Below are 23,626 nucleotides of genomic sequence, written 5' to 3' on the forward strand. Positions count from 1 at the left end.
GGCCACGCCCCCCGCCCCATCCGTCCCGTACCACCCGCAGCGACCCCCTCCGGGGGCAGGAACAGGAGCACGCGATGACGCGCTCACGCAAGCAGAACGGCAACGGCAAGGGCACGGTGGTCTTCGTGGGCGCCGGTCCCGGCGACCCGGAGCTGCTCACCGTCCGGGCCAGCGCCGCGATCGCCGGCGCCGACACGGTGCTGGCCGACCCCGAGGTGTCCGCCGCCGTCCGCGAGGCGCTGCTGGAGGCGCACCCGGACCTCGAGCTGACCACGGTCAGCGGCGAGCCGGCCGAGGTGGCCAAGTCCGCGGTGGCCGCGGCCAAGAACGGCAGCGTCGTCGTCCGGCTGATCGCCGGTGACCCGTTCACCAGCGACGCCGTGGTCAAGGAGGCGCTGGCGGTCACCCGCACCAGCGTCGCGTTCGACGTCGTCCCGGGCGTCGCGATCGGCACCGCCGTGCCCGCCTACGCCGGCGTCCCGCTGGGTGCCAGCTCGGTGCAGGCCGACCTCCGCACCGCCGACGGTCCGGTCGACATGGCGGCGCTCGCCGCCGCCGCGACCGGCACCGGCAGCCCGCTGGTGCTGCAGGCCAACGCCGACCAGGTGGCCACCGCGGCGGCCGGCCTGGTCGAGGGCGGCCTGTCCGGCAACACCCCGGTCGTCGTCACCACCCAGGGCACCGGGACGGCGCAGAAGAGCGTCGCCGCCAAGCTGTCCGCGGTCGCCGAGAAGTCCGCCGGGCTGGACAGCCTGGCCGGTCCGGTGGTCGTCACCGTCGGCTCCGTGGTCGACAAGCGCGCCAAGCTCTCCTGGTGGGAGAGCCGCCCGCTGTTCGGCTGGCGGGTGCTGGTGCCGCGCACCAAGGAGCAGGCCGGCGACATGAGCGAGCGGCTGCGCGCCTACGGGGCCGTGCCGGTGGAGGTGCCGACGATCGCCGTCGAGCCGCCCCGCAGCCCCGCGCAGATGGACCGCGCGGTCAAGGGCCTGGTCACCGGCCGCTACGGCTGGATCGTCTTCACCTCGACCAACGCGGTCCGCGCGGTGCGCGAGAAGTTCACCGAGCTCGGCCTGGACGCCCGCGCCTTCGCCGGGGTCAAGGTCGCCTGCGTCGGGCAGCAGACCGCCGACGCGGTGCGCGAGTTCGGCATCGTCCCGGAGCTGGTGCCCAGCGGCGAGCAGTCCAGCGAGGGCCTGCTGGCCGACTTCCCGCCCTACGACGACGTCTTCGACCCGATCGACCGGGTGCTGCTGCCCCGGGCCGACATCGCCACCGAGACCCTGGCGGCCGGGCTCAAGGAGCGCGGCTGGGAGATCGACGACGTCACCGCCTACCGCACCGTGCGGGCGGCCCCGCCGCCGGCCGCGGTGCGGGAGGCGATCAAGGGCGGCGGCTTCGACGCGGTCTGCTTCACCTCCTCCTCGACCGTGCGCAACCTGGTCGGCATCGCCGGCAAGCCGCACGCCCGCACCGTCGTCTCGGTGATCGGCCCGGCCACCGCGGCCAGCGCCACCGAGTTCGGCCTGCGGGTGGACGTGCAGCCGGAGACCGCGGCCGTCGGCCCGCTCGTCGACGCGCTCGCCGCGTTCGCCGAGGCCCGCCGGGCCGAGGCGGAGGCCGGGGCGACCCCGTGACCTCCGGCCAGGGCGGCACGAACCCCGGGTTCGCCCGGGGTCGTCGGCTGCGCTCGACGCCGGCGATGCGCCGGTGGACGGCGCAGACCCGGCTGGCCCCGGCCGACCTGGTGCTGCCGGTGTTCGTCAAGCAGGGCATCAGCGAGCCGGTGCCGATCAGCTCCATGCCCGGCGTCGTCCAGCACAGCCCCGAGTCGCTGCGGAAGGCCGCCGCCGAGGCGGCCGAGGTCGGGATCAGCGGGCTGATGCTGTTCGGCATCCCGGCAGAGAAGGACGCCGTCGGCTCACAGGCCGACGCCGCCGACGGGATCGTCAACGTCGCCCTGCAGCAGCTGCGCGCCGACCTCGGTGACGAGCTGGTGCTGATGGCCGACCTGTGCCTCTGCGAGTACACCGACCACGGGCACTGCGGTGTGGTCACCCCGGCGGGCGTCGTCGACAACGACCCCACGCTGGACCGGTACGCCGCCGTGGCGATCGCCCAGGCCCAGGCCGGGGCGCACGTGATCGCCCCCAGCGGGATGATGGACGGCCAGGTCGCGGCGATCCGGGCCGGGCTGGACAGTGCCGCGTTCACCGGGACGCCGATCCTGGCCTACGCCGCCAAGTACGCCTCCGGCTTCTACGGGCCCTTCCGCGAGGCGGCCGAGGGTGCACCGCAGTTCGGCGACCGCTCGACCTACCAGATGGACCCGCCGAACACCGACGAGGCGCTGCGCGAGGTGGCGCAGGACATCGCCGAGGGCGCCGACGCGGTGATGGTCAAGCCGGCCGGGCCCTACCTGGACATCGTCGCCCGGGTGGCCGACGCCGTCGACGTGCCGGTCAGCGCCTACCAGGTGAGCGGTGAGTACGCGATGGTCGAGGCGGCTGCGGCGAACGGCTGGATCGACCGCGAGCGGGCGGTCCTGGAGACGCTCACCGCGATCCGACGGGCGGGCGCGGGCTCGGTGCTCACCTACTGGGCGGTCGAGGCCGCCCGCTGGCTGCGCCGGTAGCGAGTCGGGCTGAGAGTGGCGCTGCTCACCGTCCCCCCTGCGGGCGGCGCGGACACAGCCGCGCCTGGGAGAGTGGGACCGTGACTGAGCCCTACCCGTACGAGGCCCCGGTGTCGGCAGAGCTGTTCGAGCGGGCCGGCCGGGTGACGCCCGGGGGCGTGAACTCCCCGGTGCGCGCGTTCAAGGCCGTGGGGGGCACCCCGCGGTTCATGGCCTCGGGCTCGGGTCCGTGGCTCACCGACGTCGACGGCCGCCGCTACGTGGACCTGGTGGCCTCCTGGGGCCCGATGATCCTGGGGCACGCGCACCCGGAGGTGGTCGCCGCCGTCACGGCCGCGGCCCGCAACGGGTTCACCTTCGGCACCCCCACCGCCGCCGAGGCGGAGCTGGCGGAGGAGATCGTCGCGCGGGTGGCCCCGGTCGAACGGGTGCGGCTGGTGAACTCCGGCACCGAGGCGGTCCTCTCCGCGGTGCGGCTGGCCCGCGGGTACACCGGCCGGCCGCTGGTCGTGAAGTTCGCCGGCTGCTACCACGGGCACGTCGACGCCCTGCTGGCCTCGGCCGGGTCCGGCGTCGCGACCCTCGGCCTCCCGGACACCCCGGGCGTGACCACGGGCGCGGCGGCCGACACGATCGTGCTGCCCTACAACGACGTCGCCGCGGTCGAGGCGGTCTTCGCCGAGCGCGGCGACCAGATCGCCTGTGTGGTCACCGAGGCGGCCGCCGGGAACATGGGCGTCGTCCCACCGCTGGACGGCTTCAACGGCCACCTCCGCCGGATCACCGCCGCTGCGGGTGCGCTGCTGCTGGTCGACGAGGTGATGACCGGGTTCCGTGTCTCCGGGGCCGGTTGGTACGGCCTGGACCCGGTGGACGCCGACCTGTTCACCTTCGGGAAGGTCATGGGCGGCGGCATGCCGGCCGCGGCGTTCGGTGGCCGCGCCGACGTGATGGACCAGCTGGCCCCGTCCGGGCCGGTCTACCAGGCGGGCACGCTGGCCGGGAACCCCGTCGCGGTGGCGGCCGGGCTGACCACCCTGCGGCTGTGCACCGACGAGGTCTACGAGCGGTGCGACTCGGTCGCCGCCCTGCTGCGGGGTGCTGCCAGCGCGGCGCTGTTCGCCGCCGGGGTGCCGCACCGGGTGCAGCAGGCCGGCTCGATGTTCTCGGTCTTCTTCTTGCCCGACGAGCGCCAGGTGCGCGACTACGACGACGCCCGCAGCCAGGACGTCGCCGCGCACACCGCCTTCTTCCACGCCATGCTCGCCCGCGGGGTCTACCTGCCGCCCTCGGCGTTCGAGGCGTGGTTCGTCAGCGCCGCCCTGGACGACGAGGCGCTCGACCACGTGCTGGCCGCGCTGCCCGCCGCCGCGTCGGCCGCCGCGGCCGCTGCCGGCGGCGCCGCCTCGCCCGAGGCGAAGGACACCCTGGAGCTGCAGCCGTGAGCGAGCGTGCGAGCGAGACCACCGTCGTCCACCTGATGCGGCACGGCGAGGTGCACAACCCGGCCGGCGTGCTCTACGGCCGGCTGCCCGGCTACCGGCTGAGCGAGGCCGGTGAGGGCATGGCCCGCACCGCGGCCACCTGGTTCGCCGACCGCGACGTCACGCACCTGGTCGCCAGCCCGCTGGAACGGGCGCAGCAGACCGCGCGCCCCATCGCGGACACGCTGGGGCTGGAGATCGCCACGGACGAGCGGCTGATCGAGGCGGGCAACTCCTTCGAGGGCAAGACGTTCGGTGTCGGTGACGGGGCGATGCGGCACCCGGGCAACTGGTGGCGGCTGCGCAACCCGTGGACGCCGTCGTGGGGCGAGCCGTACCGGGAGATCGCCGCGCGGATGCTCGGCGCGATCGACACCGCCCGGGACGCCGCCCGTGGGCACGCCGCCGTCTGCGTCAGCCACCAGCTGCCGGTCTGGACGGTGCGGCTGCACCTGGAGGGCCGCCGCTACCTGCACGACCCGCGTCGCCGGGAGTGCGGGCTGGCCAGCGTCACCTCGCTCACCTACGACGGCGACCGGTTGGTGCGGCTGGAGTACGCCGAGCCGGCCGGGGCCACCGACCCCGATGCGGTGCCCGGTGCGTAGCCGACTGGCTGCCGCGCTGGCGGTGGCCGCCGCGCTCACCGCCGGCTGCAGCGCCGGGGAGGACGCGGTCGACGTGACCAACGGCGGCGAGTTCCGTTTCGAGGCGGCGACGCCGGACGCCGAGGTCATCCCCGAGGGCGAACGGGCCAGCGCGCCCGAGTTCTCCGGCACGCTGCTCGGCGGCGGGGACTTCCGCTCCGCGGAGCTCGCCGGGGACGTCGCGGTGCTCAACTTCTGGGGCTCCTGGTGCGCGCCCTGCCGGGTGGAGAGCCCCGAGTTCCAGGAGGTCTACACCGAGGTCCGGGACGACGGCGTCCAGTTCCTGGGCCTCAACGTCAAGGACACCGAGCAGCTGGCCACGGCCTTCGTGGACAGCAAGGGGATCACCTTCCCCTCGCTGCACGACCCGCGCGGTGAGGTGGCCCTGGCGTTCCGCGACTACCCGGCCAGCGCGATCCCCTCGACGATCGTGCTGGACCGAGACGGTCGCGTCGCAGCGGTGTACACCGGTGCTGTGCACCAGGACGACCTGCGCACCGTGATCACCCAGCTGACCGGGGAGGCCTGACCCATGGTGGAGGCCATCAGGGAGCTGATCGGTGACGGGCCGCTGCTGGTCGCCGCCGCGGTGGCGGCGCTGGCCGGGCTGATCAGCTTCGCCTCGCCCTGCGTCCTGCCGCTGGTCCCCGGCTACCTCTCCTACGTCACCGGACTGGTGGGCAGCGCCCCACGGACACCGGCTCCGGCCGGCACGGCCCCGGTGGGCGGACCGGCGGCGGGCGGGCCCTCGGCGGGTGTGGCCTCCGGATCGTCGGTGGCCACCGCCGTCCAGCCGGTCGACGAGCGGGCCTCGCGGGGCCGGATGGTGCTCGGCTCGGTGTTGTTCGTGCTCGGCTTCACGGTGGTCTTCGTGGCGATCAGCAGCGCCTTCGGCGGGCTGGGCCGGCTGCTGCTGGAGTACAACGACGTGATCACCCGGGTGATGGGCCTGGTCACCATCGTGGTGGGGCTGGGCTTCCTGGGGTGGCTGCCGTTCCTGCAGCGCACCGCCCGGATCAACGCCCGCCCGGCGGTCGGCCTGGCCGGCGCGCCGCTGCTCGGTGTGGTCTTCGGCCTGGGCTGGACCCCGTGCCTGGGCCCGACCCTGCAGGCGGTGCAGAGCCTGGCCTTCACCGAGGCGACCGTGGGGCGTGGTGCGTTCCTGGGGCTCGCCTACTGCCTCGGGCTCGGCGTGCCGTTCGTGCTCGTGGCCCTGGGCGCCCGCTGGGCCGTGGGGGCGATGTCGTTCCTGCGCCGCAACGCCCGCACGGTCACCCGGGTCGGCGGGATCGTGCTCATCGGGGTCGGCCTGATGCTGGTCACCGGCGCCTGGACCGAGCTGATGATCTGGCTGCGCGGCTGGCTGGCCGCCACCGGACTGGCCGAGTCGGCCCCGCTGTGACGACGACCGCCCCACCGCGCGCCGCCGCGCCGGCCAGCCCGCCGTCCCCACCCTCGGCCGGCCGCCGGGTGCTGGGCAGGCTGCTGCGCTGGTGGCGGCAGCTGACCGCGATGCGCACCGCGCTGATGCTGCTGTTCCTGCTCGCCCTCGCGGCGATCCCGGGTTCGCTGCTGCCGCAGCGCTCGCTCTCGCAGAGCGACGTGGCCGGCTACCTCGCCGAGTACCCCACGCTCGGACCCTGGCTGGACCGCCTCTACCTCTTCGACGTCTTCAGCTCGCCGTGGTTCGCCGCGATCTACCTGCTGCTGTTCATCTCGCTGATCGGCTGCGTCGTGCCGCGGGCGATCGAGCACGGCCGCTCCCTGTTCACCCCGCCGCCGAGCGCGCCCCGGCACCTGCAGCGGCTGCCGGAGTCGGCGGCACTGACCACCTCGCTGCCGGCCCCGGCCGCGCTGGACGTGGTGGAGGAGGAGCTGCGGGTCCGCCGCTTCCGCGTGGTCCGCCGGCAGGGTCGATCCGGCCCGGAGGTGTCGGCGGAGAAGGGGTACCTCCGGGAGACCGGCAACGTGCTGTTCCACCTCTCGCTGCTGGCGCTGCTGCTCGGCCTGGCCGGCGGCAAGCTGTGGGGCTACGAGGGCAGCATCCTGGTGACCGAGGGCCAGGGCTTCTGCAACGCGTTCCAGCAGTACGACACCCACCGGTCCGGGCCGCTGGTCGACGGCGAGGACCTCTCGGCGCTGTGCGTGGACCTCGACGACTTCGAGGCGCGGTACGAGGAGAACCTCACCGCCGCCTCCTACACCGCGGACATCAGCTGGGAGCTGGACGGCGCCGACCCGGTGAGCACCACGATCGGGGTCAACGACCCGCTGCGGGTGGGTGGGGACCGGGTCTACGTCACCGGGCACGGTTTCAGCCCCGTCTTCAGCATCACCCGCCCGGACGGTCAGACGTTCACCGACCTGTCCGCGCCCTTCCTCCCCGCCGACCTGGGCACGATGCTCAGCCAGGGCGTGCTGAAGGTGCCCGACCTGGGCGCCGGCTCGACCGAGCAGCTGGCGATCGAGGGGTTCCTGGCCCCCACCGGCGTGCTGGAGGCCGGTTTCCTCACCTCGATCGACCCGCGGCCGCTGGACCCGAAGGTCGGCATCGACGTCTACACCGGCTACCTGGGGCTGGACTCCGGCGTGCCCCAGTCGGTCTACGCGCTGGACCGGGACCAGATCGACCGCGGTCTGCTGACCCGGGAGGCCCGGACGAACCTCGCCGTGGGGGAGTCGACCACCCTGCCCGACGGCACCGTGGTCACCTTCAGCGGCCTGAAGGAGTTCGCGGCGCTGCAGGTCTCGCACGACCCCGGTCAGGTGTGGGTCCTGGGGGCGTCGATCGCCGTCCTGGTCGGCCTGCTGGGCATGCTGCTGGTGCGTCGGGAGCGGGTGTTCGCCCGCTCCGGCCCCGCTCCGGACGGCGGGGGTACGGTGCTGTCGATCGGCTCGTTGACCCGGGGCAGCGCTGACACCGGTCCCCGCTTCGCCTCGTTCACCGAGGACGTGCAGGAAGCTCTGGCCACCCGTGCGGAGGCCCCGGCGAACACCCCACCGGTCCGTGGACGCGGGCCGGCACCCGATGAGGAGGCACCGCCGTCGTGATCGACGAGTCGCTGGCCGCACTGTCCGACACGCTGTTCTCCGTCAGCGTCGGGCTGTACTCGCTGGCCGTGGTCGCGTTCTGCGCCGAGCTGGCCTTCGGCCGGTCGCGGCAGTCCAGCAGGGAGCTCGTGGCCGCCGGCGGGCCCGCGGTGCCGTCGGCCGAGACACCGGCGGCGGAGCCCGCGGGGGCGCGCCGGCTGGGTCTGGTCGGGATGGTGCTGACCGGGCTGGGTGCGCTCACCCACGCCGGGGTGCTGGTCGCCCGCGGCATGGCCACCGACCGGTTGCCCTGGGGCAACATGTACGAGTTCGCCACCGCGGTGGTGCTGGTGGCGGTCGTGGCCTACCTGGTGCTCGCCGTGCGGGCGCCGTCCCTGCGGCACATCGGCGTCTTCCTGCTGGCGCCGGTCGTGCTGTCGATGGTGCTCATCGGGCTGTTCCTCTACGCCGAGGCCGGCCCGCTGGTCGCTGCCCTGCGGTCGAGCTGGCTGGCGATCCACGTCAGCACCGCCACCATCGGCTTCGGCATCTTCTTCGTCAGCGGCATCGCCAGCGTGCTGTACCTGGTGCGCACCCGGCGGGACGCCACGGTCGCGGCCGGTGCCGGCACGGCCGCACCGTCGCTGCTGGACCGGTTGCCCACGGCGGCGGCGCTGGACCGCACCGCGCACCGCACCGCCGTGTTCGGCTTCCCGATCTGGACCTTCGCGGTCATCGCCGGCGCGATCTGGGCGGAGAGCGCCTGGGGTCGGTTCTGGGGCTGGGACCCGAAGGAGACCTGGGCGTTCATCGCCTGGATCGTGTACGCCGCCTACCTGCACGCGCGCACCACGGCCGGTTGGCGGGGGCGTCCCTCGGCGTGGATCAACATCGTCGGCCTCGCGGTGATGATCTTCAACCTGCTCTTCGTCAACCTGGTGTCGACCGGCCTGCACAGCTACGGCGGCGTCTGACCCTGCCCGGGCGTGGTGGGTGCTGAGCTGAACGGCCGGTCACCCACCGTCACCTTCGAGTGAGACGGGGCGGTCAGCGCACGCCATCTCCCGCCGCAGGGCCTGGTCCATGGCATCCTGACCGCATGACTGAGAGCGGTGGAGCTCACCGTGGGTAGGCACTCGGCCGGGAGTCGTGCGCGCGTCGACCCGATCGTCGCTGCCGCGCTGTCGCAGCGGGCGGCGTCGGTGGAGCCGCCCCAGCCGCGTCCCGCGCCCGACCGGTCCGAGGGCGAGCAGGACGGTGGCCTGGGCTGGCCCGGTGAGCCCGGCGAGGGCTCCGGTCTCGGGTGGCCGGCGGACACCACGCCGGCGGACACCACGGCAGCGGACACCGATCCGGAGGACACCAGGGGCCAGGACACCTCGGCCGTCGGGACTGCAGCCACCGACGTCACGGTGACCGACACGGCTGTGGCTGCGCTGCCGGTGGCCCCGGCGGCTCGGGACGGAGGACCGTCCAGGCGCCGGTTCGGCTGGCGACGGTGGTTCGGTGGCGGTTCCGCGGTGCCACCCACGCCGTCGGGCAGCAACGCCGCCTGAGCAGGGAGCAGGGAAGCGACGAGTCGCCGACCCCGGAGGGGCGGCGACTCGTCGTGTGTCGGGGAGCGGGCCAGGCGACCCGCGGGTCAGCTCAGGCGGCCGTCGTCCCGTCGTCCCGCTGGGCTCGCTGCGCCCGCCGCTCGAGCTCGCGCAGGAACTCCGGGTCGTCGTCGGGGGCCACCGGCCGGGTGGGCCGCTGGGCCCGGGGCGGGCGGGGCCCGCGTGTCGGACGCTCCGGACGACCGATGCCGCCGGACCCCCCTCGGCCACCGTCCTGCGCCGACGCGGCGCGCATCACCAGTACGACCACGGCCACCGCGATCACCAACATCACCAGGAAGACCATCGGGCCACCCCCCTCATCACCACCAATGTACGACCGCGGCGATACTCGGACCCGGTGATCTCCTGCCCGACCGGGCAGGGCCCTGCGCCAGCGCCCCGCGGGCGGGCACCCGAGGAGCCGGAGGGCGACATCGACGCAGTCGACGAGCAGCTGATCAGCCTGCTGCGGGCCAACGGCCGGGCCAGCTACGCCGAGCTCGCCCGGCAGGTCGGGCTCTCCGCCCCCTCGGTGCACGAGCGGGTCGGGAAGCTGGAGGCCGCCGGCGTCATCACCGGCTACCAGGCCGTGGTCGACCCGGCCTCCGTCGGGCTCGGGGTCACGGCCCTGGTCGGGGTGATCGAGAGCGACCAGGTCGACGACACCGGCCTGGAAGAGGCGATGGCGGAGCTGGCGTCGGTGGAGGACTGTTGGCGGGTGGCCGGCAGTGAGGGGTACGTCCTCAAGGTGCGGGTCCCCGACATCCGGGCACTCGAGGACACCATCAGTGCGTTGAACAGGATCCGGGGCGTCGCACGCACCCGGACGACCGTGGTGCTGTCGACCAAGTGGGAGGGCCGTCGTGGCTGAGCAGATGAGGACCGGCGGGGCGTCGGTCCCCGGCGGCACCGACGAGGGGACGCCGAGCCGGGGCGGGGTCGCCACGTGGCTGGCGATCTACACCCTCGCGCGGCTGGCCATCGCCGCCGCGCTGATCGGGCTGCTGTGGGTGCTCGGGCTGCCCGGCGCCCCCGGCTTCCTGTTCGGGGTGCTGCTGGCGATGCCGGTGTCCTACCTCGTGCTCGGTGGGGTGCGCCAGCAGCTGACCACCGCCCTGGTGGCCCGCAACGTCCGCAAGGAGCAGCTGCGGGCCGAGCTCCGCGGCTCCGCCGCCGACGACGGTTGAAGGACCCCGCTGCCCCCCACCCCTCGCTCCGCTCGGGGCGGGCCCCTGCAGCGGGGCCTCAGCTGAGGGCGAGGCCGAGGGCGAGCAGGACACCGGTGACGAGGGTGAGCTGCCCGGTGGCCTTCAGCGCGCCGATCAGCGTCGGCCCGCGGCCGCCGCCCAGCACGAGGCGCGCCGGCGGGACCGCCAACGGGGCGGCCAGCAGGCCCAGCAGCGCCCACGGCCGGACGATCCCGATGCCGGCGATGACGAGGAAGGCGCCGGCCAGCAGCCCGGCGTAGAACACCCGGGTGCGGGCCTCGCCGAGCAGCACAGCGAGGGTCCGCTTGCCGACGGCGGCGTCCCCGTGCACGTCACGCAGGTTGTTGACCACCAGCAGCGCCGTCGAGAGCAGCCCGATCGGCACCGCGGCGGCGAACGCGAGCCCGTCCAACGACTCGGTCTGGGCGAACGTCGTCCCCACCACGGCGACCAGGCCGAAGAAGACGAAGACGAAGACCTCGCCGAGTGCCCGGTAGCCGTAGGGGATCGGCCCGCCGGTGTAGGTCCAGGCAGCCAGGATGCTCACCGCGCCGACGGCGACCAGCCACCAGCTGGACACCGCCGCGAGCGCCAGGCCGGCCACCGCCGCGACCGCGAAGGACGCCATCGCTGCGGTCAGCACCTGGCGGGGTGTGGCCGCGCCGGAGCCGACCAGGCGCATCGGGCCGACCCGGTCGGCGTCGGTGCCGCGCTTGCCGTCGGAGTAGTCGTTGGCGTAGTTGACCGCCACCTGCAGGGCGAGCGCGACGACCAGCGCCAGCAGCGCCGGCACCAGCCGGAACCCGTCGAGCGCGGCCGCGGCGCCAGTGCCGACCAGCACCGGGGCGAGGGCGGCGGGCAGGGTGCGGGGGCGGGCGCCCTCCAGCCACTGGGCGGGGGTCGCCATCAGTCGGTTCCTCTCGGCGTGTGTGACATCAGGGTGCGGGCGACGGCCAGGCGGTCGGGCTTGCCGGTGTGCAGGGTGGGCACGGCGTCGACGACGCTCAGTTCGCGGGGTGCGGCGGCCGCGCCCAGCCGGGCGGCGACCCAGGGGCGCAGCTCGGCCAGGTCGGGGACGGCGCCCGGCGCGGCGACGACGGCGGCGACCACCCGCTGCCCCCACTCCGGGTCGGGCAGCCCGGTCACCACGGCGTCGGCGACCGACGGGTGCTCACGCAGCACCGCCTCCACCGCCTGGGGGGAGACGTTGACCCCGCCGCTGATCACCACGTCGTCCAGCCGGCCGTGCACGACCAGCCTGCCGGACTGCGCCAGCGTCTTCCCGGACAGCGGCGCGGAGGCCTGGCAGGCGCCGACCTGCCACGCACCGGCGTCCCGGGTGCGGAACCAGCGGACGCCATCCGGGTCGGCGGTGAACGCCGCAGCGGTCGCCCCGACGTCGAGCCGGTAGCCCAGCGCCAGCATCGGCCCGGACAGCTCGATCCCCTGCTCGGTGACCCGTGCGCCCACGCCCTCCAGTGGTGCGCCGTCGTAGACGCAGCCACCGGCGGTCTCGCTCATGCCGTAGGTCGTGCGCACCCGCACCCCGGCGGCCCGGGCGTCGTCCAGCAGGCCCGGGTCGGCGGCGGCGCCCCCGAGGAGCACGGCGTCGAAGGACGCCAGCGCGTCCGGCTCGTCGGCGAGGTACCGGCGCAGCTGGGTGGGCACCAGTGAGATGTACCGGCGGTCCCCGGCGGGCAGTCGGGTGGCGGCGGCCACCAGGGCCTCGCCGCGGCTCAGCACCACCGGCTCGCGGCCGGCCAGCGCGCTGCGCACCAGCACCTGCAGCCCGCCGATGGCCGAGGTCGGCAGTGCCAGCAGCCAGCTGCCGGGGCCACCGAGCCGGTCGGCGGTGGCGGCCGCCGAGGCACGCAGCGCCGTCGCGGAGAGGAGCACGCCCTTGCCCGCACCGGTCGACCCGGAGGTGACCACCACGAGGTCGGTGCCGGGCTCCAGCGGCTCGTCGGGGCGGAGCACGGCGCGGGCGGCGTCGGCCGGCCCGGTGCCGGCGGGCAGCACGGCCAGCGGCCGGTCGCCGTCCAGGCTGGACCGCAACGCCGGCCAGACGGTGTCGAGCACCGCCGCGGCCGCCTCGGGCGGCGGCGCGGCCACGAGGGTCAGCTGGCGGTGCACGAGGAGTCAGGCTACGGCGGCCCGCGCTCAGAACAGGTCGGGCACCAGTGCCAGGACGACGAACCGGATCGCGCGGCCGACCAGGCAGGTCACCACGAAGGCCCGCAGGCTCATCTTCGACGTCCCGGCGTAGAAGGCGATCGCCAGCAGCGGCGGGATGCCCACCGAACCGCTGAGCAGCACCACCCCCGGTCCCCAGCGGCCGGACAGCAGCGCGACGCCCCGGGCGTTGACCCGCTTCAGCCAGCGGCTGACCGGCCGGAGCGCCCGCGTCACCGGCCCGCCCGGGGGTGGCTCCCCAGCGGCCTCGGCGGCGGCGATGGCGGCCGCCTCCGCCGCCCCGCGCTCGCGCAGCCGCTCCAGCCAGCGGGAGCTGGTCGCCCCCCGGGCCGCGGAGAAGAGCAGCACCTTGCCCACGGTCTGGCCGACCGCTGCCGCCACCGCCCCGGCGACGGCGACGGTGGGGGAGCGGGTCACCGCCAGGCCGATCACGTAGGCCTCCACCGGCAGGAACGGCGTGACGGCCGAGACCGCGCCGACCACCAGGCCGAGCGCGATCAGGCCGATCGTGCCGGCGTCAGGCACGGGCGGCGGCGCCCGAGGTCGGCTGCTCGACGTGCACCAGGTCGACCGGCCGGGGCAGCCGCAGCACCCGACCCAGCGACCAGACCTTGATCACCAGCACCACCGAGGCGGCGACGAGGGCCACCCGCTGGTCGGGCACGAACACCAGCAGCAGCACGAGCAGGGTCGTGTTGGTGACCTTGGCGACCACGTGCCAGTTCAACGTCCAGGCCAGCCGGTCGACGAGGAAGAAGTAGTTCGGCGAGAGCACCGGCCAGCGCATCGGCAGCAGGGTCAGCGGCAGGTCGACCACGACGAACTGGAACAGGAAGACCGCCACCGGCCACGGGGCGTCGATGAACATCAGCAGCACGAGGGCGCAGCTGATGCAGTTGACCCGGTCGCAGACCACGTCGAACACCGCACCGAAGCGGGTCTCCTGGTCCCGCCACCGGGCGACGTTGCCGTCGGCGGAGTCGCCGATCCAGTAGGTCAGGTAGGCGGCCAGCAGCCACGGCCAGGACTCCTGGACGGCGGCGGTGGTCACCAGCGCCAGCGAGGCCAGCGTGCGGACGACGGTGACCAGGTTGGCGGCGTTGAGCAGCTGGCGGGGGTCCTCGCAGGCGCAGCCGCGCACGCCGCACCGCACCGGCAGCCCGGGTCGGCGGGGGGTGCGGTCGACGGAGACGGTCCGTGCAACCGTCGAGTGGGCCACGAGGGGACCTCCGGGTCTCGGGTGCGCCGGCCCTCCGGTCGGCGGGGCGGCGCTGCGACTGCACGCTAGGGGGCGGTTGACCCGCGCACCAGGACCGCGCCCGGGTGTCCCGGCGCCCCGCCTACGCTGTCGGCCGTGGTCACCGCCCCTCCCGACGCCGCCGCGACGGCGCTGGAGGTGCACGTCTGGTCGGTGCCGCTGCGCACCCGGTTCCGCGGCATCGACGTCCGCGACGGGGTGCTCGTGCGCGGTCCGGCCGGCTGGGGGGAGTTCTCCCCGTTCTGGGACTACGACGTCGCCGAGAGCCGCCGCTGGTGGGCCGCGGCGCACGAGGCCGCCGTCCTCGGCTGGCCCGAGCCGGTGCGGGACACCGTGCCGGTCAACGTCACGGTGCCGGCGGTGGGGCCGGAGCGGGCGCACGCCATCGTGACCGCGTCGGGGTGCGCCACCGCCAAGGTGAAGGTCGCCGAGCCCGGCCAGTCCGCCGCCGACGACCTGGCCCGGGTGGAGGCCGTGCGGGACGCGCTCGGGCCGGCCGGGGCGATCCGGGTGGACGCCAACGCCGCCTGGGACGTCGACACCGCGGTGGCCCGGCTGCGCGCGCTGGACCGGGTCGGCCTGGAGTACGCCGAGCAGCCCTGCGCCACGATCGCCGAGCTGGCCGCCGTGCGCCGGCGGGTCGACGTGCGGGTCGCCGCCGACGAGGTCGTCCGCCGCGCCGCCGACCCGCGGGCGGTCGACCTGCGCGAGGCCGCCGACGTGGTGGTGCTGAAGGTGCAGCCGTTGGGCGGGGTGCGGGCGGCCCTGGCGGTCGCGGAGGCGCACGGGCTGCCGTGCGTCGTCTCCTCGGCGCTGGAGAGCTCGGTCGGGATCGCCGCCGGGGTCGCCCTGGCCGCCGCGCTGCCGGAGCTGCCCTTCGCGTGCGGGCTGGCCACCGTCGCGCTCTTCACCGCCGACGTCACCGGTGAGCCGCTGCTGCCGGTCGACGGGGCGCTGCCGGTGCGCCGTCCGGAGCCCGACCGGCTGGCCGAGACCGCGGCCGACCCGGCGGTCGAGCAGCGCTGGCGCGACCGGCTGGCCGCGGTGACGGCACCGTGAACCCGGCCACCGCCTTCGCCCGGGTGCTCGTGGACGAGCTGGTCCGCGGTGGGGTCACCGACGCGGTGCTCGCCCCCGGGTCCCGCTCCGCGCCGGTGGCGCTCGCGCTGGCCGACGCCGAGACCGCGGGCCGGTTGCGGCTGCACGTGCGGATCGACGAGCGGACGGCGGCCTTCCTCGCCCTCGGGCTGGCGAAGGCCAGTGGGCGGCCGGTGCCGGTGCTCACCACCTCCGGGACGGCGACCGCCCACCTGCACGCGGCGGTGCTCGAGGCGCACGAGAGCGGGGTGCCGCTGCTGGCGCTGACCGCGGACCGCCCGCCGGAGCTGCGCGCCACCGGTGCGAACCAGACGATCGGCCAGGTCGGCCTCTACGGCGGCGCGGTGCGCTGGGCACTGGACGTCGGGGTGCCCGAACCGGGGCGGGAGGCGGCGCAGAACCGGTACTGGCGGTCGGTCGTCGCCAAGGCGCTGCTCGTGGCCCGCGGCTCGCTGTCCGGCGACCCCGGCCCGGTGCACCTGAACCTGGCGCTGCGCGAGCCGCTCATGCCCGACGACAGCGGCACCGGCCAGCAGCCGGCGCTGCCCTCGGGTGAGTTCGCCGGGCGCCCCGACGGTGCGCCCTGGGCGGTCCCGGCCGAGGACGGGGTGCGGACCGCGACGCTGGCCGACGGCGCGCCGGCCGGTCGCACCCTGCTGGTCGCCGGGGACGCCCCGTCCGCGATCGGGCGGGCCGCCGCCGTCGTCGCCGACCAGCGGGGCTGGCCGGTGCTGGCCGAGCCCAGCAGCGGCGCCTGGGGGGCGACGGGCGCGCTGCGCGGGTCGGCGCTGCTGCTGGGAGCCCCGGACTGGCTGGCTGCGCACCGGCCCGACCGGGTGGTCGTCATCGGCCGGCCCACGCTCTCCCGGCCGGTCAACGCGCTGCTGGGCGACCCGGCGGTCACCGTGGAGACGTACGCGCCCACGCCGCGCTGGGCCGACGCGGGCCGGGGCAGCGCCGTCGTCGGCAGTGCCCGGCTCGACCCGGCCCTGGCGCTGCGCGATCCCGGGCCGCAGGCGAGCGGGGAGTGGGCGGCCCAGTGGGCGCAGGCCGCCCGGCAGGTCGGGGCGGCGGTCGACGCCGAACTGGACGCCCCCACGGGTGGGCTGACCGCGCCCCGGCTCGCCCGGGACCTGGTGGCGGCGCTGCCGGCCGGTGCGCTGCTGGTGCTCGGCTCCTCCACGCCGGTGCGGGACGTCGACCGGGTCGCCGTCCCGCGGCCGGGGCTCACCGTGCTGGCCAACCGCGGGGTCGCCGGCATCGACGGCACCATCTCCACTGCGATCGGGGCCGCGCTCGCACACCAGGGCGCCGGCGGCGGGCCGGCGTTCGCGCTGATGGGCGACCTGACGTTCCTGCACGACCTGACCGGGCTGCTGCCCGGGGCGGGCGAGCCCCGGCCGGACCTGACCGTCGTCGTCCCGGACAACGACGGAGGCGGCATCTTCGCCCAGCTCGAGCCGGGGCAGCCGCAGTACGCCGCCAGCTACCGGCGGGTGTTCGGCACCCCGCACGGCCGGGACCTGGTGGCGGTGGCGCGCTCGCTCGGCTGGGCGGCGACCGCGGTCAGCGACCCGACGCAGCTGGTCGCCGCGCTCGGCGCGGGCGGGCCGCGGGTGGTCGTCGTCCGCACCGACGCCGCCGCCGAGGCGGCCCTCTCCACCCGGCTGCGCGCGGCCGCGGTCACCGCGCTCGGCTAGCTGGACGGAGCGCCGGGCCGGCTCAGGCCTGGGCGACGGGCAGGTCGCCTGCGGTGGTCGCCGGCCGCGGTCGGGGGAGCGCCGGTGCGCCGGCGGCCTGGGCGAGGAGCAGCAGCTCCGCCTCCTCGGCCTCCAGCGGCTTGGCGAACAACCAGCCCTGGGCCAGGTCGCAGCGCTCGGCCCGCAGCCGGTCGCGCTGGGCCTCGGTCTCCACGCCCTCGGCGACGACCTCCAGCCGCAGGGTGTGCCCGAGCTGGACCAGCCCGTGCACGATCGCCGCGTCGTCGGCCGAGCCGTCGAGGAGGCTCACGAACGAGCGGTCGATCTTGAGCACGTCGACGTCGAACTGGCGCAGGTAGCTCAGGGACGAGTAGCCGGTGCCGAAGTCGTCCAGGGCCAGCCGGGTGCCGAGCGCGCGCAGCTCGCAGAGCCGTGCGGCGACGGCGTCCGGGTCGGTGACCAGCGCGGTCTCGGTGACCTCCAGGACCAGCGAGGACGGCGTGATGCCGCTGGAGGTCAGCGCCTCGGCGACGTGCTCGACCAGGGTGCCGCCGGCCAGCTGCCGCGCGGAGACGTTGACCGCCATGGACAGCGGCGTGAGCCGGGGGTGGGCGCGCTGCCAGCGGGCGGCGGTGGCGGTGGCCTCGGCCAGCACCCAGCGGCCGATCGGCAGGATGTGCCCGGAGTCCTCTGCGATCGGGACGAACCGGTCCGGACCGATCGCGCCGAGGCTGGGGTGCTGCCAGCGGAGCAGCGCCTCGAAGCCGACCACCTGCTCGGTCTGCAGGTCGACCACCGGCTGGTAGACCAGCCGCAGCTGGCCGGCGGCCAGGGCGCCGCCCAGCTCCCGCTCCAGCTCGATCCGCTCCAGCGCCGCGGCGCGCATCGACGGGTCGAACACCACCCACTGGGCGCGGCCGGCGGCCTTGGCCTGGTACATCGCGATGTCTGCGTCGCGGAACAGCGAGAGGGGGGTCGCGTCGGGCTCGGCGACGACGATCCCGATGCTGGCGGCCACGGTCACCCGGTGGCCGTGCAGCAGCACCGGCTCGCCGAGGACCTGCAGCAGCCGCTCGGCCAGCGAGGCGGCGACCGGCAGGCCGTCCCGGGTGTCGTCGATGAGGACGGCGAACTCGTCGCCGCCCAGCCGGGCCACGGTGTCCGCCGCCCGGACGACCCCCTGCAGCCGCTCGGCCACCGTGCGCAGCAGGTCGTCGCCGGCCAGGTGACCGAGGCTGTCGTTGACGTCCTTGAAGCCGTCCAGGTCCAGGCACAGGACGATCGGCGGGCTGCCGGTGCGGCCGGCCCGGCGCAGCGCCTGCTCGGTGTGGTCGAGGAAGAGCGAACGGTTGGCCAGTCCGGTCAGCCCGTCGTGGAAGGCCTGGTGGGCCAGCTCCTGTTCGGCGAGCTTGCGCGGGGTGATGTCGTAGACGCTGACGGCGATGCCGCCGACGTCCGGGTCGTGTCGCAGGTCGACGGCGCGCCCGCCCAGCCACACCGTGCCACCGGTGGGGTGGGTGCCGCGCAGCTCCAGCTCGACCGGTTCACCCGGTGTGAGCCGGGCCCGGTCGAGGGCGCCCAGGACGTCGGTGGGGTCGACACCGATGCCGCTGAGCAGCTGGGGCAGCGAGCGCCCGGTGCACCCGGGGCGACCGAGCAGCGCGGCCAGCGACCGGGAGTCCGAGGTCAGCCGCCCGTCGCGGTCGACGACGGCCACCGCGTCGGAGGAGGTCACCGCCAGCGCCTCGTACCGCCGGGCCAGGGAGCGGACCTCGGCCCGGGCGCGGTCCTGGTCGGTGAGCAACCGCTGGGCGCGGACGATGATCAGCACGGTCAACGTGGCGGTGGCCAGCAGGCCGGGCAGCGGGTCGATGTCCGCACCGGCCAGCCAGGCCCGGAGCTCGAAGCCGCCGGGCACCAGCAGCGGCAGGAACGCCAGGGTCATCCGCCACCGCCCGGTCCCGGCCGTGGCGGTCGTCACGGTCGGGCCGGCGGGGAGGGCCGAGCGGTCCGCCCAGGGCAGCGTCGCCAGCGCGATCGCACCGACCAGCCAGCCGGCGTCCAGCCAGCCGCTGACCGTGTCCGGGGCCGCCAGCAGCAGCCAGGCCAGGTCGGAGGCGAGCCAGGCGGTGGAGCCGAGGCCGAGCAGGAGCGCCGGCACCCCGACCCGCGACTGCACGACCATGCCCCGCACCACCAGGCCGAGGACCATCGCGTCGAGCAGCGGGTACGCCGCCCAGATGGCCCGGGTGCCCAGCGGCAGGCTGTCGTCGGTCAGCGTCGAGTGCACCGAGGTCTGCCAGACCACCAGCAGGGCGATCACCAGCACCGCCGCGCCGTCGAGCAGCGCGTGGAAGCGGGCCCGGGGGTGGCTGTCGCCGTCCCCGGCGTAGACCAGCAGGGCGGCCCCGAGGGCGACGTAGGAGGCCAGGTAGGCGGCATCGGCGACCGAGACGTCCGGCGGGGCGTCGGCCAGCCACGCCTGCAGCTGCCACAGCACGTCGCCGACGGCGTTGAGCGAGACGGCGACCGCCACCCACCGGGCCGCCGGCCCCGGGCGACACCGCCGGACACCCAGCCAGGCAGCGACCGCGGCGCCGACGGTGACGACCAGGTAGACGATCGAGGCCGAGGTGGACCCGCCGGTGAGGCCGACCAGGACGACGAGGGCAGCGGCCAGCGACAGCCACACGGCAGCGGCCGTGCGGCCGCCGTCGTCCGCCGTCCTGCTGACCATGTCCTGTCGTCCCCCTCGCCGGTGTCCCGTTCTGGACACTGTCGGGCCGCAGGCTGGTCGTCTTGACCCCAGGGGACCACCTCGCCGGGTGCGGTCCTCCCTCCGGGGGAGGCCTCAGTCCTCCAGTGCGGCCTGGAAGGCGGCCAGCTTCGCCTGGGTCTCGGCCAGCTCGGCGATCGGGTCGGAGTCGGCGACGATGCCGCAGCCGGCGAACAACCGGGCCTGCCGTCCGCCATCGGCCCCGGTCAGCTCCGCGCAGCGCAGCGCCAGCCCGAACTCGCCGTCGCCGCGGGCGTCCAGCCAGCCGACCGGCCCGGCGTAGCGGCCCCGGTCCATCCCCTCGAGCTCGGTGATGACCCGGGCCGCCGTGGCCGTCGGGCTGCCGCAGACCGCGGCCGTGGGGTGCAGGGCGCCCACCAGCTCCAGCAGGCCGGTCACGTCGTCGTCCCGCTGGCGGCCGCGGACGTCGCTGGACAGGTGCCGGACGTTGGGCAGGGTGAGCACGGAGGGCTGCTCCGGGACGACGAGCTCGTCGACGAACGGCCGGAGCGCGTCGGCGAGGGAGTCGACGGCGTAGGCGTGCTCGGCGTGGTCCTTGACCGACGTCTGCAGGCCCGCCGCCAGCCGGTCGTCCTCCGCGCCGGCGCCCCGCGGGGCCGTGCCGGCCAGCACGCGGGCGTCCAGCTCCCGGCCGGTCCGGCGCAGCAGCAGCTCGGGGGTGGCACCCAGCAGGCCGTCGACGGCGAAGGTCCAGGTGTCCGGGAACCGCTCGGCCAGGCGCAGCAGCAGGCGGCGGGGGTCCAGCGGGCGGTCGGCGCTGACCAGCAGGTCCCGTGCCAGGACCACCTTGTCCAGCTCACCGGCGTCGATCCGGGCGACCGCGGCGGCCACGGCGGCGCACCAGGCCATCGGGTCCAGGGCCCCGTCGGCGTAGGCGAGCCGGCCGATCGAGGTGGCCGCGTGCTGCGTCGAGGTCTCGACGACCGTGAGCGCCTCGTCGTCCGCGTCGCCGGTGACGGTCACCCAGGTGCACCCGTCGCGCCGACCCACGACGACCTCGGGGACGACGAACACCGACGTCCCCACCGCCGGGTCGAAGGCCACGGAGGCGAACAGGACCGGCCCGGAGCCGGGGACGCCGATCGGGTCGTGGACCTCGGTGTCCGCGCAGCGCCGGGCCCACCAGTCGGCGGCCTCGGTGAGCGCACCCGGGCCGGAGACCTCCAGCCGGTCGGCCTCGCCCCAGCCGACCAGGCCCTCGCCGCGGCGCACCCAGGCGAGCGCACCGTCGCGGGGGAGCAGGGTCAGCAGCGGCGTGCGACGGGTGCCCAACGGGGTGGTGGTGACCGCCGCCGCGCTGGTCGCGGCGCGTGCGGCTGCCCTGGTCACCGCTCCAGGGTAGGAGGCGCGCAGGTAGCGTCGCCGTCGTGGCGACCGGGGAACGGGCTGGGGCAGCAGGGACGCGAGCCGGGCTGGACAAGCGGCCGGCGGAGGTCGCGGCGATGTTCGACCGGGTCGCCGGCCGGTACGACCTGACCAACACGGTGCTCTCCGCCGGTCTGGACGCCGGCTGGCGCCGGGCCACCCGCGAGGCGCTGGGCGCGCGACCGGGGACCACCGTGCTCGACGTCGCGGCCGGGACGGGCGTCTCCACCGTCGAGCTCGCCGCCGGGGGAGTGCGCGCGATCGCCTGCGACTTCTCCCAGGGCATGCTGCGCGCCGGGGCGTCCCGACCGGTGCCGAAGGTGGCCGGGGACGCGATGGCGCTGCCGCTGGCCGACGAGAGCGTCGACGGCGTCGTCATCTCCTTCGGCCTGCGCAACGTCGCCGACCCGCAGGCCGCGCTGCGCGAGTTCTCCCGGGTGACCCGGCCCGGCGGCACGCTGGTGGTCTGCGAGTTCTCCAGCCCCACCTTCTCCCCGTTCCGCACCGTCTACACCGAGTACCTGATGCGGGCCCTGCCGGCGATCGCCCGGGCGGTGAGCAGCAACCCGGAGGCCTACGTCTACCTGGCCGAGTCGATCCGCGCGTGGCCGCCGCAGCCGGAGCTGGCGCGGTGGCTGCAGGGCGCCGGCTGGGCCGACGTCGCGTGGCGCGACCTGACCGGCGGCGTCGTCGCCCTGCACCGCGGCACCCGCGTCTAGCCGTCGGCCAGCACGGCCGCCAGGACCGCGCCGGCGCGCTGCCGTTGCACCGCGTCGGTCTCGGCTGCACCGGCGCACACGATGAGCGCCTTCCACAACGCCCAGCCGCGCCCGCGGGCCCAGGTGCCCGCGTCGAGGTCCAGGCCGGCCCGGAAGGCCGCCCGGCTGCGGCCGGAGAAGAGCGTCCAGGCGACGACGAGGTCGCACGCCGGGTCACCCACCCCGCACGTGCCGAAGTCCAGCACCGCGGCCAGCCGGCCGTCCCGCACGAGCAGGTTGCCGGCCGCGACGTCGCCGTGGAACCACCGCGGCGGTCGGTCCCAGGAGGTCGCGGTCGCAGCCGACCAGACGGCCGTGGCCGCCCGGCCGTCGATCGCGTCGCCGAGCGCCTCGATCGCCGCGTGCGTCTCGGCTGCGTAGTGGCTGAGCGGGGCGCCGCGGAACCAGCTGTGCGGCCCGGCCGGTGGCCCGTCGGTCGGGTCGACCAGCTGGAGGGCGGTGAGGAAGCCGGCCAGCTCGGTGGCGAACGTGGTGAGGTCGTCGACCGGCGCAGCGGACGCGTCGGCCCCCTCCGACCAGCGGTACACCGACCAGGGCCACGGGAAGCCCGCACCCGGAGCCCCCTGGCCGAGCGGCACGGGGACCGGCAGCGGCAGCCGCGGCGCCAGGTGGGGGAGCCAGGTCTGCTCCTTGACCACCTGGGCGGCGTAGGGCTCCGCGCTCGGCAGCCGGACGAGCATCTCCGCGCCGAGCCGGAACGTGCGGTTGTCCCAGCCGCCCGGCTCCACCGGCACGACCGGCAGGTGCGCCCACTCCGGGAACTGGCTCGCGACCAGTCGGCGCACGAGCGGGACGTCGATGCGTGGGGTGGTCACCGGGGCACCCTGCCCGCACCCGCACGCGGGGGCCATCGCTTTGTTTGCGACCCCGGACCGCGACCCGCGCGTCGAGTGTTGCGTCGAGTGCCGAGCTGTCTACGTCTGGGCTCCGGATCAGACGTGCACAACCCCTCACTCGGCGAGCGCCGCCCGGGCCGGCCGGCGACGTGTTGCGCCCGCAGCGGACGGCGTTCCCTGTCCGCTGCGGGAGGAGCAGGCTCCGGGCATGACGATCCCGCCCACCCCTGAGCCCCAGCCGCCGTCGCCGTCCCCGTCGCCGACCGACCCGATCACCCCGCCGTCCCCGGCGCCCGTCCCCGGCCCGGAGCCGACCGATCCCACCGCGCCGCCGCCGGCCCCGGCCCCCGGACCGCTGTGAGCCGCTGACCTGCGCTCTCACGGCCTGTCAGGACCCCCGGTGTGAACTCGATCACCGGGGGTCCTGGTGTTCGGACACCCCTTCGGCATAGGCTTCGACCACTCGACCTTGTGAACCAGTTCACAAGCTCAGGGTGAAGCAGTTCACAAGGGGTCGCCCGGTCGTCGGATGTGAGCGGAGGTCGTCGCAGTGGTCCGCCCGAGGTCGTGCACGCCCCCCACCGTCCCGCGGAACGTCTGCTTCGGGAGCTGCTGATGCTGTCGAACTACGTGCCCCTGGTCGGGCTCTTCGTGCTCGCTGCGGGCTTCGCGCTCTTCTCGGTCACCGCCGCACCGTTCATCGGCCCGCGCCGCTACAACAGCGCGAAGGTGCAGGCCTACGAGTGCGGGATCGAACCGGTCGACCAGCCGCTCACCGGCGGACGGATCCCGGTCAAGTACTTCCTCACCGCGATGCTCTTCATCGTCTTCGACATCGAGATCGTCTTCCTCTACCCGTGGGCGGTCGCCAACGACGCGCTCGGCCTGTGGGGCCTCGGCGCGATGGCGGTCTTCATCGGCACCGTCTTCATCGCCTTCGTCTACGAGTGGCGCCGCGGGGGGCTCGAATGGGACTGACCGACACCCGACCGACCGACACGGGA

Annotated in this window: 24 protein-coding genes; 16 read left to right on the plus strand and 8 right to left on the minus strand. The window is 75.5% G+C overall.

Going from position 1 to position 23,626, the window contains the following annotated elements; translation table 11 throughout:
- Positions 1–74 precede the first annotated feature (74 nt).
- From O2V61_RS13090 to O2V61_RS13130, 9 genes are all read left to right on the plus strand, one after another.
- Entirely contained in the window at positions 75–1,634 is a 1,560-nt protein-coding gene (locus O2V61_RS13090; protein ID WP_269183739.1) for a uroporphyrinogen-III synthase, read from the plus strand.
- Entirely contained in the window at positions 1,631–2,632 is a 1,002-nt protein-coding gene (gene hemB / locus O2V61_RS13095; RefSeq protein WP_269183740.1) for a porphobilinogen synthase, read from the plus strand. Before O2V61_RS13090 ends, hemB begins: the two co-directional genes overlap by 4 nt.
- Before the next feature lie 80 nt (positions 2,633–2,712).
- A complete protein-coding gene (gene hemL, locus O2V61_RS13100) occupies positions 2,713–4,077 on the plus strand; it encodes a glutamate-1-semialdehyde 2,1-aminomutase (RefSeq protein ID WP_269183741.1) in 1,365 nt (454 codons plus the stop codon).
- A complete protein-coding gene (locus O2V61_RS13105) occupies positions 4,074–4,721 on the plus strand; it encodes a histidine phosphatase family protein (RefSeq protein ID WP_269183742.1) in 648 nt (215 codons plus the stop codon). The genes hemL and O2V61_RS13105 overlap by 4 nt, the downstream gene beginning before the upstream one ends.
- Positions 4,714–5,289 (plus strand): TlpA family protein disulfide reductase, encoded by a 576-nt coding sequence (locus tag O2V61_RS13110; RefSeq protein WP_269183743.1) that lies wholly within the window; start codon positions 4,714–4,716, stop codon positions 5,287–5,289. Before O2V61_RS13105 ends, O2V61_RS13110 begins: the two co-directional genes overlap by 8 nt.
- Before the next feature lie 3 nt (positions 5,290–5,292).
- Positions 5,293–6,162 (plus strand): cytochrome c biogenesis CcdA family protein, encoded by an 870-nt coding sequence (locus O2V61_RS13115; protein ID WP_269183744.1) that lies wholly within the window; start codon positions 5,293–5,295, stop codon positions 6,160–6,162.
- Positions 6,159–7,811 (plus strand): cytochrome c biogenesis protein ResB, encoded by a 1,653-nt coding sequence (resB, locus tag O2V61_RS13120; RefSeq protein ID WP_269183745.1) that lies wholly within the window; start codon positions 6,159–6,161, stop codon positions 7,809–7,811. Before O2V61_RS13115 ends, resB begins: the two co-directional genes overlap by 4 nt.
- Positions 7,808–8,764, plus strand: coding sequence for a c-type cytochrome biogenesis protein CcsB (gene ccsB, locus O2V61_RS13125; protein ID WP_269183746.1), 957 nt, complete (start codon positions 7,808–7,810; stop codon positions 8,762–8,764). Before resB ends, ccsB begins: the two co-directional genes overlap by 4 nt.
- Positions 8,765–8,914: 150 nt before the next feature.
- Positions 8,915–9,346 carry a hypothetical protein gene (locus O2V61_RS13130; protein ID WP_269183747.1) on the plus strand — a complete coding sequence of 144 codons (432 nt, stop codon included), beginning with the start codon at positions 8,915–8,917 and terminating at the stop codon, positions 9,344–9,346.
- Positions 9,347–9,437: 91 nt separating this feature from the next.
- Here the strand turns inward: O2V61_RS13130 and O2V61_RS13135 are convergent, their stop codons facing one another.
- Positions 9,438–9,692 carry a hypothetical protein gene (locus O2V61_RS13135; protein ID WP_269183748.1) on the minus strand — a complete coding sequence of 85 codons (255 nt, stop codon included), beginning with the start codon at positions 9,690–9,692 and terminating at the stop codon, positions 9,438–9,440.
- A 54-nt stretch (positions 9,693–9,746) separates the two neighbouring features.
- On the opposite strand from O2V61_RS13135, the gene O2V61_RS13140 reads away from it, so the two are divergent.
- On the plus strand, positions 9,747–10,259 hold the full coding sequence (locus O2V61_RS13140; RefSeq protein ID WP_269183749.1) for an Lrp/AsnC family transcriptional regulator: 513 nt from the start codon (positions 9,747–9,749) through the stop codon (positions 10,257–10,259).
- Entirely contained in the window at positions 10,252–10,575 is a 324-nt protein-coding gene (locus O2V61_RS13145; RefSeq protein WP_269183750.1) for a DUF4229 domain-containing protein, read from the plus strand. The genes O2V61_RS13140 and O2V61_RS13145 overlap by 8 nt, the downstream gene beginning before the upstream one ends.
- A 58-nt stretch (positions 10,576–10,633) precedes the next feature.
- Here O2V61_RS13145 and O2V61_RS13150 read toward each other — a convergent pair whose 3' ends face one another.
- Genes O2V61_RS13150 through O2V61_RS13165 form a run of 4 tightly spaced genes read right to left on the minus strand, consistent with a single transcriptional unit; the run spans position 10,634 to position 14,008 of the window.
- Entirely contained in the window at positions 10,634–11,503 is an 870-nt protein-coding gene (locus O2V61_RS13150; RefSeq protein WP_269183751.1) for a 1,4-dihydroxy-2-naphthoate polyprenyltransferase, read from the minus strand.
- Positions 11,503–12,729, minus strand: a complete 1,227-nt coding sequence (locus O2V61_RS13155) for an AMP-binding enzyme (RefSeq protein ID WP_269183753.1) — start codon at positions 12,727–12,729, stop codon at positions 11,503–11,505. Before O2V61_RS13155 ends, O2V61_RS13150 begins: the two co-directional genes overlap by 1 nt.
- A 27-nt stretch (positions 12,730–12,756) precedes the next feature.
- Positions 12,757–13,314, minus strand: a complete 558-nt coding sequence (locus tag O2V61_RS13160; protein WP_269183754.1) for a hypothetical protein — start codon at positions 13,312–13,314, stop codon at positions 12,757–12,759.
- Positions 13,307–14,008: a CDP-alcohol phosphatidyltransferase family protein gene (locus tag O2V61_RS13165; RefSeq protein WP_269183755.1), complete on the minus strand. Its 702-nt coding sequence runs from the start codon at positions 14,006–14,008 to the stop codon at positions 13,307–13,309. Before O2V61_RS13165 ends, O2V61_RS13160 begins: the two co-directional genes overlap by 8 nt.
- Positions 14,009–14,143: 135 nt before the next feature.
- Here O2V61_RS13165 and O2V61_RS13170 point away from each other — a divergent pair, with 135 nt between their 5' ends.
- Together O2V61_RS13170 and menD are read left to right on the plus strand one after the other, a co-directional pair.
- Complete coding sequence (locus O2V61_RS13170) at positions 14,144–15,106, plus strand: o-succinylbenzoate synthase (RefSeq protein WP_269183756.1); 963 nt, start codon at positions 14,144–14,146, stop codon at positions 15,104–15,106.
- Positions 15,103–16,845 (plus strand): 2-succinyl-5-enolpyruvyl-6-hydroxy-3-cyclohexene-1-carboxylic-acid synthase, encoded by a 1,743-nt coding sequence (gene menD, locus O2V61_RS13175; protein ID WP_269183757.1) that lies wholly within the window; start codon positions 15,103–15,105, stop codon positions 16,843–16,845. The genes O2V61_RS13170 and menD overlap by 4 nt, the downstream gene beginning before the upstream one ends.
- 22 nt (positions 16,846–16,867) lie before the next feature.
- Here menD and O2V61_RS13180 read toward each other — a convergent pair whose 3' ends face one another.
- Both O2V61_RS13180 and O2V61_RS13185 read right to left on the minus strand, forming a co-directional pair.
- A complete protein-coding gene (locus O2V61_RS13180) occupies positions 16,868–19,582 on the minus strand; it encodes a putative bifunctional diguanylate cyclase/phosphodiesterase (RefSeq protein ID WP_269183758.1) in 2,715 nt (904 codons plus the stop codon).
- Between the two features lie 114 nt (positions 19,583–19,696).
- On the minus strand, positions 19,697–20,971 hold the full coding sequence (locus O2V61_RS13185) for an isochorismate synthase (protein WP_269183759.1): 1,275 nt from the start codon (positions 20,969–20,971) through the stop codon (positions 19,697–19,699).
- Positions 20,972–21,009: 38 nt separating this feature from the next.
- Here O2V61_RS13185 and O2V61_RS13190 point away from each other — a divergent pair, with 38 nt between their 5' ends.
- Positions 21,010–21,726 (plus strand): demethylmenaquinone methyltransferase, encoded by a 717-nt coding sequence (locus O2V61_RS13190; protein WP_269183760.1) that lies wholly within the window; start codon positions 21,010–21,012, stop codon positions 21,724–21,726.
- Here the strand turns inward: O2V61_RS13190 and O2V61_RS13195 are convergent.
- The gene (locus O2V61_RS13195; RefSeq protein ID WP_269183761.1) at positions 21,723–22,601 is read right to left on the minus strand and encodes an aminoglycoside phosphotransferase family protein; all 879 of its coding nucleotides are present in this window, start codon (positions 22,599–22,601) and stop codon (positions 21,723–21,725) included. The two genes, O2V61_RS13190 and O2V61_RS13195, sit on opposite strands and share 4 nt — an antisense overlap.
- A 229-nt stretch (positions 22,602–22,830) precedes the next feature.
- Here O2V61_RS13195 and O2V61_RS13200 point away from each other — a divergent pair, with 229 nt between their 5' ends.
- Positions 22,831–22,983, plus strand: coding sequence for a hypothetical protein (locus O2V61_RS13200; RefSeq protein WP_269183762.1), 153 nt, complete (start codon positions 22,831–22,833; stop codon positions 22,981–22,983).
- A 254-nt stretch (positions 22,984–23,237) separates the two neighbouring features.
- Entirely contained in the window at positions 23,238–23,600 is a 363-nt protein-coding gene (locus tag O2V61_RS13205) for an NADH-quinone oxidoreductase subunit A (RefSeq protein WP_373286324.1), read from the plus strand.
- Positions 23,601–23,626: the final 26 nt, after the last annotated feature.

The sequence above is a fragment of the Modestobacter sp. VKM Ac-2985 genome (genome assembly GCF_026967925.1).
Lineage (GTDB): Bacteria > Actinomycetota > Actinomycetes > Mycobacteriales > Geodermatophilaceae > Modestobacter.

Bases quoted from the DNA above. Each gene is read 5' to 3' on its own strand.
- O2V61_RS13090 (WP_269183739.1), top strand. From the start codon at position 75: ATGACGCGCTCACGCAAGCAGAACGGCAACGGCAAGGGCACGGTGGTC.
- O2V61_RS13115 (WP_269183744.1), top strand. From the start codon at position 5,293: ATGGTGGAGGCCATCAGGGAGCTGATCGGTGACGGGCCGCTGCTGGTC.
- O2V61_RS13135 (WP_269183748.1), bottom strand. From the start codon at position 9,692: ATGGTCTTCCTGGTGATGTTGGTGATCGCGGTGGCCGTGGTCGTACTG.
- O2V61_RS13150 (WP_269183751.1), bottom strand. From the start codon at position 11,503: ATGGCGACCCCCGCCCAGTGGCTGGAGGGCGCCCGCCCCCGCACCCTG.
- O2V61_RS13180 (WP_269183758.1), bottom strand. From the start codon at position 19,582: ATGGTCAGCAGGACGGCGGACGACGGCGGCCGCACGGCCGCTGCCGTG.
- O2V61_RS13200 (WP_269183762.1), top strand. From the start codon at position 22,831: ATGACGATCCCGCCCACCCCTGAGCCCCAGCCGCCGTCGCCGTCCCCG.
- O2V61_RS13205 (WP_373286324.1), top strand. From the start codon at position 23,238: ATGCTGTCGAACTACGTGCCCCTGGTCGGGCTCTTCGTGCTCGCTGCG.